Annotated in this window: 10 protein-coding genes; 9 read left to right on the forward strand and 1 reads right to left on the reverse strand. The window is 70.0% G+C overall.

Going from position 1 to position 10189, the window contains the following annotated elements:
* The first annotated feature begins 468 nt into the window (after nt 1–468).
* The 3 genes from KS423_RS15650 to KS423_RS15660 all read left to right on the forward strand — a co-directional run bounded on the left by KS423_RS15650 (nt 469) and on the right by KS423_RS15660 (nt 2949).
* Nucleotides 469–990 (forward strand): SigE family RNA polymerase sigma factor, encoded by a 522-nt coding sequence (locus KS423_RS15650; RefSeq protein WP_224279639.1) that lies wholly within the window; start codon nt 469–471, stop codon nt 988–990.
* On the forward strand, nt 987–1913 hold the full coding sequence (locus KS423_RS15655; protein WP_224279623.1) for a hypothetical protein: 927 nt from the start codon (nt 987–989) through the stop codon (nt 1911–1913). The genes KS423_RS15650 and KS423_RS15655 overlap by 4 nt, the downstream gene beginning before the upstream one ends.
* A gap of 325 nt (nt 1914–2238) precedes the next feature.
* The gene (locus KS423_RS15660; RefSeq protein WP_224279625.1) at nt 2239–2949 is read left to right on the forward strand and encodes a serine hydrolase; all 711 of its coding nucleotides are present in this window, start codon (nt 2239–2241) and stop codon (nt 2947–2949) included.
* Here KS423_RS15660 and KS423_RS15665 read toward each other — a convergent pair.
* The gene (locus KS423_RS15665) at nt 2897–3430 is read right to left on the reverse strand and encodes a helicase associated domain-containing protein (RefSeq protein ID WP_224279627.1); all 534 of its coding nucleotides are present in this window, start codon (nt 3428–3430) and stop codon (nt 2897–2899) included. The two genes, KS423_RS15660 and KS423_RS15665, sit on opposite strands and share 53 nt — an antisense overlap.
* 654 nt (nt 3431–4084) lie before the next feature.
* On the opposite strand from KS423_RS15665, the gene KS423_RS15670 reads away from it, so the two are divergent.
* From KS423_RS15670 to KS423_RS15695, 6 genes are all read left to right on the forward strand, one after another.
* Nucleotides 4085–4348: a hypothetical protein gene (locus tag KS423_RS15670; RefSeq protein WP_224279629.1), complete on the forward strand. Its 264-nt coding sequence runs from the start codon at nt 4085–4087 to the stop codon at nt 4346–4348.
* A gap of 166 nt (nt 4349–4514) precedes the next feature.
* Nucleotides 4515–5066, forward strand: a complete 552-nt coding sequence (locus KS423_RS15675) for a hypothetical protein (RefSeq protein ID WP_224279631.1) — start codon at nt 4515–4517, stop codon at nt 5064–5066.
* Between the two features lie 131 nt (nt 5067–5197).
* Entirely contained in the window at nt 5198–5533 is a 336-nt protein-coding gene (locus KS423_RS48490; RefSeq protein WP_374119961.1) for a hypothetical protein, read from the forward strand.
* 641 nt (nt 5534–6174) lie between these two features.
* Nucleotides 6175–7092, forward strand: a complete 918-nt coding sequence (locus tag KS423_RS15685; RefSeq protein WP_224279633.1) for an NADP-dependent oxidoreductase — start codon at nt 6175–6177, stop codon at nt 7090–7092.
* Nucleotides 7093–8161: 1069 nt separating this feature from the next.
* Entirely contained in the window at nt 8162–8365 is a 204-nt protein-coding gene (locus KS423_RS15690) for a cold-shock protein (RefSeq protein ID WP_045694210.1), read from the forward strand.
* Between the two features lie 370 nt (nt 8366–8735).
* Nucleotides 8736–10189: DEAD/DEAH box helicase (locus tag KS423_RS15695; protein ID WP_224279635.1), on the forward strand; the 1454-nt coding region annotated here is incomplete at its 3' end.

Raw genomic sequence — 10189 nt, forward strand, 5'->3', positions numbered from 1 at the left:
CCCCCCACACCCGCGGGGCCCCCCCCACACGCCGCCGACGCCGGAAGGGCCGTCACCGCAGGTGACGGCCCTTCCGGCGTCTCCTCGGTGCGGAAGCCACGTCGCGTGGTCGCCCGCGGCGTCCGCACCAACCACCCGGAGGGAAGTCCGCGTGGCCAGACCGGTCGTCGCCGCGATCCTGTTCGATGCCGGCTGGGGTGACGCGGACCCGGAGCGGACGTCAGCCCCTCATCGCACGCCATGGCCGTCAACGACACCATCGTGGCGTTCACCAGCTCGGCCACCCCCGGCGAGCCGATCGGCCGGATCGCCGACTGGGTCACCGAGGCCCCGCACCCGAGATAACGCTTGCGTCACGACCAGAGATCGCGTGCAGCAGTCGCGAGTCGGGCTCCGTCAGGTTGAGCGGGGGAGCCAAGGGGGCTTCGGGAGAGGCGAAGATGCTCAAGAGTCGCGAGCCGGGTGACCATGCGAACCGCTGACGTCCCTGCCTTCACGGCATTCGTGCATGCACGGTCGTCGGCCCTCTTCAGGACCGCACTGCTGCTCACCGGCGAGCGTCATGTGGCCGACGATCTGGTGCAGTCCACGCTGGAGCAGGTCTGTCGGCACTGGCGCCGGATTCGCTCTGCCGACGCACCGGAGGCCTATGCACGCCGGATCCTGGTGAACCTCGCCAACGACCGCTGGCGCAAACTACGTGGACGTGCGGAAGTACCCCTGGATGAGGGTATCGGGGACGGGTACGTCGATCCGTACAAAGGTCTCGTGGTCCGCGACGAGTTGATGCGCGAGCTGCAGTCCCTGCCGATCGGCATGCGCACCGTACTGGTGCTGCGGTACTTCGAAGATCTCGACGACGCGGAGATCGGCCACTTGATGAACATCTCGGCCAGCTCGGTCCGATCCCAGGTGGCCCGGGGCCTGTCGAAACTCCGGTCGACCGTCGATGCACAGGCACTGCACACACGTTCGGGAGGGGCGGCATGAAGGACTACGACCTGGAGGAGGAGCTGGCCGCGGCCATGCGCGACCGTTCACGGCGGGAACCGCCGCGCAGCTACGACGTCGATGACCTCATCGGGTCGGTACGGCAGCGCCGCCGGCGCCTGCAGACAGGTGCGGCGGCGGCCGTGGTGATCGTGGCCCTGGGCGCTGGCTTCGTGTCTCAAGCGGATCATGACCGTGCCTCGGTGCCCGTACAGGCATCGACCGCGTCGAGTGCCGATATGCCTCCTTCACCCCCGCCCATCGAGCCGTCCTCGCCCACGGCTTCGGCATCGGCTTCGACACCGGCCTCCCCGGCCGACCCGGCCCGGACGACGAACACCCTGTTCCTCTCCGCCCTGCGCTACCAGAATCCGGCCACCCGCTCTGAGGTGGATCCGGCACAGGTGGCAGCATTGTTCGCCAACGAGTCCACGTACCAACGGATCTGGGGAGCCGACTCCCGCGGTGTGACCTGCGGTGCCTTGGTCGACGGCGTGCTGGCGTCGGGTGAGGTCTTGCTGTACCAGGGGACTGAACGGCTCGACCGGGCCCCTTCCCTGGACTTCGACGGGGCCACGGGGAAGGTGACCGACCTGACCTGCACAGCGGTCGCCGGAGACAGCAAGGGGGGCGACCCCACGGTTTCCGGCTTTTACGGCGGGCTGGTGGCGGCCACCAAGTCCGGCGACTCCACGGCAATGGCGAGGCTCGGGAAACAGTTCGTGACCGAATACCTTCGATCCGACCGGGGCCAGGGCCCGACCGCCGGCACCTGCTCCCTCACCACCCCCCCTTTCTGGCTCGCCGACAACCCCTCGTCCGGAACTCTCACCCACGGATGGACCGTGAACCTCGGCGGCCACCACGACTTCCCGATCGAGATCGACGAGAACGCGAAGATCGCCAGATCTTGCGGCGGGTGAGCCGCACCAGCCGCCGCTGAGGCAGACGACACCGGACCCAGCACGCACGGCGGCGCGTCCGGAAACCCCTACACGCCCTTACAGGTCCATAGGCGATGTCCGCGTGCCCGGACATCGGAAAGCGAGTGCCCGTATGAAGCACCGGACAGCCTTCGTCATACCCGTGCTCGTGGGCGCCGCCATGGTGGCCCACGTCCTGATCCCGACCTCGGGACCGGCCGAGGGCACCCCTCCTGCCCCACTGCCGACGTCAACCCCGTCAGCGCCAGGCACGCTTTCCGAGCAAGAACTTGCCGCCGCGGCTACGACAACGCCGGAGCAGGCCGTGCGCCTCGCGCTCGACGGGCTCGGGGCGCACCACGGCCGGTACGCTCTCGCCGTCGAGGACCTCACCTCGAACCGCTCGGCCGCCTACGGTTCGTCCACCGAGACCTTCACCTCCGCGAGCATCATCAAAGTCGACATTCTGGCCGCCCTGCTGCTGCAGACGCAGGACCGCGGAGGCCAACTCAGCTCCGCTCAGCGACAGCTGGCCTCCGACATGATCCGCCTCAGCGACAACGACGCGGCGCAGAAACTCTGGACCGACATAGGCAGACGCCAAGGTCTGGACGCGGCCAACGCCCGACTCGGACTCACCCCGGCACACGCCGGCCAAAGGGGAGCCTGGGGACTGACCCGGACCACGGCCCGTGACCAAATCTCCCTCCTGAAGGCCGTGTTCACGCAGGACTCCCCCTTGAACGCCGCATCCCGGTCGTACGTGCGGGCCCTCATGAGCGCCATCACCGACGGACAGAACTGGGGCGTCGGCGCAGCGGGATCGCCCGGCGACCTGCCCGTACTCAAGAACGGCTGGCTCCCGGGCGGGATACCTCAGCTATGGGTCGTCAACAGCGTGGGCATCGTCGAACGCGCGGGACACACGCTGCTCGTCGTCGTACTCACCGACGGTCAGCCCACGCGGGAGGCCGGCATCGCACTCATCGAGCAGGCCGCGGCGACCGCGGTCGAGGCACTGGTGCGCACGCCGTGAAAACCCTCAACCGACCACACCCCCACCCAAGCCTGTCTCCGGCAGACAGCGGACTGCTTCGCACATTTCGATCACGCCTGGGCATCAGATGCGTTACCCGGGTGTCGAAGCCGCCACCCATCGAGTGACCCTCGAACACCGTGTCCTGCGGCAGCACGGCCCAGTCGACCAGGCCGTCGCAGGCCAGCCACCACAGCCGGGCGGTGGCGTACGCGCGCTGCCAGGTGACCAGCCAGACCGGGCACCACCACGGGTCGATCTCCTCCAGTGCCCTGCGCCGCTCCGGCGACAGCGCACCCTGCTCCCCGGCCGGCACCTGCGCCGCGGCCCGCAGTTCCGAGAGCCACGTCCCGATCGCGTACCCGCCGACCGGCGCCGCGAGGCTGCCGCCGTGCCCCTTCGCCCAGACCCGCGTCCAGTCCAACCCGGCCTCGAACCGCGCATCCGAGACAGACCAGATCATCCCGAGCGCGTCCAGCATCTCCACACATCAAGGCCGCCAGTCTCCTCGAACCACCGCCGCGCATGCCCGATCCCCTCACGCCACAGCTGCGTCTCACCGATCAGCACCCGCGAGGCGATGAACAGCCTCCTCCACGCCGCGCACGGCCTGGCCGTGCGCCACCGGGAGCTCGCGGAGCAGATGCTTGCTGCTCACCCCACTCAAGCCGCCGCTGCGGAAGAGGCCGCCCCGGCGCCTCCTGTTTCGCCCCGGGGTGAAACGGCGGACCCTTCCGGTGCCTCCCGGGTGGCGGGTGGGCAGGCGTCGGCGGCTGCGCCGCTCCAGGCTTCGGTGGCTGGCACCCCGCCTGCGAGGACCGGCCTGCGTCCGCCGCACTCCGGGGCGAAACCCTTTGGCCAGCCGGCTCTGTCCTGGACCAGCCGCAGGCCCTGGCGGCGCCTGTTCCTCCCCGAGGAGAAACGGCGCAAGCTGCTCGGCCTGCTGCCGAGGCGCCCGTTGCTCCCTGGGGCGAAACCCGGCCCGGCGGCGAGCAACTGCGCGGGCTCGTCGACCTGCGCCTCGCCCAGCAGCGGACCGAGCCCCGGCCTGTCCCGGTCTCGCCCGCACCGCAGCGGCCCGCCGAGGTCCCCGTCCCGGGCGACCCGGCGCACCGCCGGCTGCCCCCCGAGCGACGTGCGCATCGTCCTCGACCCGCAGCGGCCCGGCGACTGGTGGGCGCTGGCTGGCTGGACGGTCACCCCGGACGTGTACCTCGTGACCGGCGAGGGCCATCAGGTCGGCTGGGCCAAGCGCGGTCTGACCGGTATCGGTGACCGGTGGGTGGCGGTGTACGAGGGCTACTTCATCGGCGACATCAACACTCAGGAGGCGATGCTCCACGGCACCCCCGAGCAGGCCGCCTTCACCGTCCACACCGCCTACCTGCAGAACCTCTGACAACGCGGCCGGGCGTGCCCGCGGGCCGAGCCCAGGCCCGATCCAGCACACCACCGCCGGTGGGCCGCAGCACATTGTTCCGGCCGGGCCGGCGCAGCGATGGGGCGACCCGCGAGGCGCGAAGCCGCCGGCGCAGGTGTGCGCGCGACCGGAGTGCGGTCAGCCGGTGCCGGTCAGCGATTCCGGACGGGGCCGCCCCACCCTGTACTGCTCCCGCTCCTGCAAGTCGAAGGTCGCCCGCGCCAAGACCGCCGCCCTGGCCGAGGCCGGCCGGGCGGCCCAGCGGCAGCCCTCGCCCTCGCTGGAGGGCGCCCGGGCCGCGCTTCTGGGCCACGCCGCCCGGCTGGAGAGCATCGCCCATGCGGTCCTCGCGGCGGTGGATGCCGATCCGGCGACCGCGTACGAGGAGTTCTACCAGCAGGCCCTGCTCCTGGACGCCCGGGTCAGGCAGACGGCGGCCGACGCACGGGACGAGGTCCGCTCGCCCGGCATCACCAAGGACGAGTGCGAGCTGCGCCGGGCCGAGGAGGACCTGATGCGCCCGGAACTCCTGGCCCGCGTCGCCCCCGAGATCCTGGCCTCCGCGGACCGAGCCGCGAACCCGCCCGCAGCCGGGACCGCCGACCGACACAGCGGAACGGCTCAGCCCGCAGACGACGTCGTCGCGCCCGGCTTCGGAACACCCACCACCACGGCCCGGCCCGGGAGATCCCCCTGAAACCACTCGCGCCCAACGGCGCTCTCGTGCTCGGGCGGCTCGTGCAGCGTCTGCGAGATCATGAAGCGGTTGGATGAGGGCGACCTCGTCGTTGATGCCGCGATAGGTTAGCTCGGTCTCTGGAGTGTCCAGTGCCCACCACGACGGGATGTTCCGCCTCCAAGGCGATCACCCGGATCACCCGCACCGACTTGATCATCGTTGACGACATCGGGCTCCTGCCCGCCTCGCCCGACACCGCCGAAGGCTTCTACCGCCTGGTCGACGCCGTCTACGAGTGCCCCAGCCTGGCAGCCAGCAGCAACCTTCACCCCAGATGGCTGGACGAAGACGTTCACCGATCCTTGCCTCTACGCGGCCATCGTCGACCGCTTGACCTTCAACGGCACCATCATCGCGACGGGCAGCGACGCCTACCGGCTCGCCTCAACGCGGGCGCGGGCCGAGGAACGGCGAAGGCCGGCTGACCGTTGCAGGCTTCTGCGCTGTCGGCGTCCTCGACATGGCCGTACGCGTCGACCGTGATGGCCGTTGCCCGCCCGTTCGACGTGATCAGCCATGCGAGGACCTGCTCGGTCAGCGGGGTTCCGCCGGGCCCCTGGTCGCACCGATCGAGCTCGACATAGACGCGCTCGTACCCCACGTCCCTCAGCGATTCACTGTGCCAGACCTCAGCCACGCAGGCAGGCTACTGGTGATCACTGGCATCTGTCCCGGGCGCGGTCGTTCCCGCCCCGCCTGCCCATTTCGTGCCGAGATCACGATCTACGGCTGGAGTACCAACGCCGTGCGATCAAGCCGAGGAGCAGTGACCATGCCAGTGTGCACACGTGACTTGACCAGCATCGACCGGAACCGGATGACAGTTGCCACCTCCAACCGACAGGAACAACGCGATCACCGACTCTTCCGCGACGGGCGGAGCAGATGCAGCAGTGGTGCGCCTGTGCCGGGGAAGCGGTGAGCCGGTTCGAAGCAGCGCTTGACAACGATGTCCTCGCTCCACACCTGTGCCGATCAGGGGGGTAAGAGGGCGAGGTCTGGCACCGCTAACACTCGTGAACCGTAGGTGCCGTGCGGGCGAGGACTGATACAGAGAGGTGTCCAGATGAAGGCGATCGTGGTGACGGACCGGGCCGCAGGAACGGCCGGGATGACGCTGACGGAGCGACCCGAGCCCGAGCCGGCGATAAACGATGTCGTCGTTCAGGTTCATGCGTCGGGATTCGTCCCGACCGAGATGGCGTGGCCCTCGACCTGGACCGATCGCCTCGACCGCGACCGAACACCGTCGATCCCCGGACATGAGCTGGCCGGAGTGGTCACCGCCCTCGGCTACGGCACGACGGGTCTCTCGGTGGGCCAGCACGTGTTCGGCCTCACCGACTGGTATCGCGACGGCACCCTCGCCGAGTACGCGGCCGTCGAGGCACGCAACCTCGCGCCGTTGCCGGGCGACGTCGACTTCACCGTGGGCGCTAGCCTTCCGATCTCAGGCCTCACCGCGTGGCAGGGACTGTTCCAGCACGGCCACCTCCAGGCGGGGCAGAGCGTCCTCGCGCACGGCGCGGCCGGCGCAGTCGGGACGATGGTGACGCAGCTCGCACGAGAGGCCGGTGCCTATGTCATCGGCACCGGACGTGCCGCTGACCGTCAGAAGGCACTCGACTTCGGCGCAATGGAGTTCGTCGACCTCGACAACGACACCCTGGAAGACGTCGGCGAAGTCGACCTGGTCTTCGATGTCATCGGCGGCGACATCCAGAAGCGATCCGCATACCTGATCCGGGCCGGAGGAACACTGGTAACTGCCGTTGGGCCGCCCGAGGCGCGGCCCGCCCACGGTCAGGCGATCGACTTCGTTGTCGAGTCCGATCGCGTCCAACTGGGTGAGATCGTCCAGCGGGTGCGGGACGGACGACTGCGCACGAACATCGGCAACGTCGCGGCCCTCGACGATGCCGTCGCCGCCCTTAACCCGACCGAGCGACGCCAGGGGAAGACCATCATCCGCGTTCGCCCGTGAGGGACAGCGCGGCCCTCCCGTCCTCGTAGATCAGCATCAGCCGCGTAGTGATGTCGGGCGCGCTTCACGCACTCGGCGGTATCGCAGAAGAACCGGCGAACCCGCAGGTGCAGCACCAGCTCCCGCCCGGAGACCGCCGTGTCTGATCCGCCGCTCATAGGCGCTGTGCACGCGGGTCGGACCAGCTACCACAGCCCGGGCACTCTGCCCGCGGTGTCCGGCCTCGGGCATGCACCCGCACCGACCCGCCGACCGGTCTAACCAAGTCCACCTGCAGCAACGCGAACTGAGGGAACAGGACGGCCAGAAGACCAGTGACAGACACCCGACATGATCGCCAACCGTCGAGACCTGCGGGCGGCTTTCACGAAACTCGCGCCAGAGCCAGTCTGCCGCGTCCGCTGACACCGCAGCACCGCGACAGGCCATGCAGTCCCCGCCAAGGGCCACGGCGAGCGCGACGTCCAGCAGGATCTCGCCTGGATCACGGACCGCCCGACTCCTCGCCGCGATCCTGCTCTGCGGTGTTGCCGTCCAGCCGGAGGGCCCGGCAGTGCCGTCGCCGTCAGATCAGAGGGTCTGGAGACCGCGAGCGCAGCAGGGCAGCTACATCCGAGCGGCTTCGCGCAAATCGCCATCGCGGACACACCGCACTCGCAGGCAAACCACCCGCCAGCAGCGTCCCCGACCTCGCGGGTCAGAACACCTAGGGCGGGCGCTGTCCGCGCTCCGTGCCGCAGGAATCCCTGGGAGTTGTCGGCCCCGACGGGGTGCGGCCAGATGCTCAAGCGGCTTGCTCTCCAGGCGTGTTCACGGTCCTCCCGGCTCGGAACGGCCGTCCGGTGGGAAGGCGCCCGCAGAACCGGGGGTGAAAAATCCCGCCGCAGTCGGCGGCGGCCTGCTACAGTCGCCTTAGTTGCAGTAGTGGTTCCCATGAACTTTGTGTGCGCCTGCTGATGTGTTGCAGGCGCATTTTTTGTTCCCCGGTTCTTTCCCGGTGGGCGCTCCATGCGGTGACTCGAAGCCCGCACCGTGCGTGCTTCGGACAGTCCCTTGAAGGAGATTTTTAATGGCTAATGGCACTGTGAAGTGGTTCAACTCGGAGAAGGGCTTCGGCTTCATCGAGCAGGAGGGCGGCGGCCCCGACGTCTTCGCCCACTACTCGAACATCAACGCCAACGGCTTCCGTGAGCTGCTCGAGGGCCAGAAGGTCGAGTTCGACGTCACGCAGGGCCAGAAGGGCCCGCAGGCCGAGAACATTCGCCCGCTGTAGTTCTTCTGCCATGGCACCCGCCTAGCAGCGAGGGGCCCGCACCGCGCACATGCCCGGTGCGGGCCCCTCGGCCATCGCGCCACGGCGCATCCCCCGGCCGTTCAGGCCCCCGGCCCCGCCACTGGCGGCCATCCCCACGCGAGACGCACAGCGCCGCGTCCGGATCGGCGCCCCGCCGTGACAGCTCGCGGTTCGAGGTTCTTCGCTCCCGTCCTCCGCGGTGCGGGCCGACCGTTGGTGACGTGCCGCACGGTTCCACCGTCCACGCTCCGCTCGTCACACTTCCGGCCCGTTCCCTTGCGGTCTCCGCCCGGTGCCCCGCGCCACGGGGCCTTCCTCGTGACGTGCCGCCCCAAGGAAGGTTTCCCGCATGGCCCGCTCCAGTCGCTCCTCGTACCACAACGCCGACTTCCGCTCCGCGGCCGGCTCCCGCTCCAGTGACGGCCGCTTCTACGGCGACCGGCCTGCCGGAGGCCGACGCTCCTCCGGCCGGAGTGCCCCTCGGGGCCCCTCCGCGCAGGGCGAGTTCGCGATGCCGGTGAGCACGACCCCGGCACTGCCGGCCGTCGAGTCCTTCGACGAGCTGGACATGCCGAAGGCGCTGCTGTCGGTGCTGACCCGCCAGGGTGTCACCGCGCCGTTCCCGATCCAGGCCGCGACGCTGCCGAACTCGTTGGCCGGCCGTGACGTCCTCGGACGGGGCCGGACCGGCTCCGGCAAGACCATCGCGTTCGGCCTCGCCGTGCTGGCTCGCACCGTTGGGCAGAGGGCCGAGCCGCGTTACCCGCTGGCCGTGGTGCTGGTTCCCACCCGCGAGCTCGCGCAGCAGGTCACCGAGGCACTCACCCCCTACGCCCGCGCCGTACGCCTGCGGATGGCGACCGTGGTGGGCGGGACGTCGATCAGCCGCCAGGCATGGATGCTGAACCGCGGGGCGGAGGTCGTGGTGGCCACCCCGGGCCGGCTCAAGGACCTGATCCAGCGCGGCGACTGCCGGCTGGACCGGGTCGGCATCACGGTGCTCGACGAGGCCGACCAGATGGCCGACATGGGCTTCCTGCCCCAGGTCACCGAGCTCCTCGACCAGGTCGCCGAAGGCGGCCAGACCATGCTGTTCTCCGCCACCCTGGACCGCAACGTCGACCGCCTGGTGCGGCGCTTCCTCAAGGACCCGGTCACGCACTCGGTGGACCCGTCCGCGGGAGCGGTCAGCACCATGGAGCACCACGTGCTGCACGTGCAGAACTTCGACAAGAACGCCACGATCGCCCACATCGCTTCCCGTGACGGCAGGGTGATCATGTTCATCGACACCAAGCACGGCGCGGACCGCCTGGTGGAGGACCTGCTCGCGAACGGGGTGAAGGCCGCGGCCCTGCACGGCGGCAAGTCCCAGCCTGAGCGCACCCGCACCCTGGAGCAGTTCCGTACCGGCCAGGTGACCGCACTGATCGCGACCAACGTCGCCGCCCGGGGCATCCACGTCGACGGGCTCGACCTGGTCGTCAACCTGGACCCGCCGGGCGACCACAAGGACTACCTGCACCGGGGCGGGCGCACGGCCCGGGCCGGCGAGTCCGGCACCGTCGTCACGCTGGTGCTGCCCAACCAGCGCCGCGCGATGGCCCGCATGATGACCACGGCCGCCATCACCCCCGTCATCACCAGGGTCCTCGCCGGCGGCGAGGACCTGGCCCGTATCACCGGCGCCCGCGTGCCCACCGGCATTCCCGCCGTGATCGCCGACCCCGTCGTCGAGCGGCCGCGCCGCAGCCCGTCGACGAGTCGCGGCCGCCGCGGCCGCCCCGTTCATGCCGCCGGCGA

This window comes from Streptomyces sp. LS1784 (assembly GCF_020103755.1).
GTDB lineage: Bacteria > Actinomycetota > Actinomycetes > Streptomycetales > Streptomycetaceae > Kitasatospora.

Bases quoted from the DNA above. Each gene is read 5' to 3' on its own strand.
- KS423_RS15650 (WP_224279639.1), top strand. From the start codon at position 469: ATGCGAACCGCTGACGTCCCTGCCTTCACGGCATTCGTGCATGCACGG.
- KS423_RS15655 (WP_224279623.1), top strand. From the start codon at position 987: ATGAAGGACTACGACCTGGAGGAGGAGCTGGCCGCGGCCATGCGCGAC.
- KS423_RS15665 (WP_224279627.1), bottom strand. From the start codon at position 3,430: ATGCTGGACGCGCTCGGGATGATCTGGTCTGTCTCGGATGCGCGGTTC.
- KS423_RS15685 (WP_224279633.1), top strand. From the start codon at position 6,175: ATGAAGGCGATCGTGGTGACGGACCGGGCCGCAGGAACGGCCGGGATG.
- KS423_RS15690 (WP_045694210.1), top strand. From the start codon at position 8,162: ATGGCTAATGGCACTGTGAAGTGGTTCAACTCGGAGAAGGGCTTCGGC.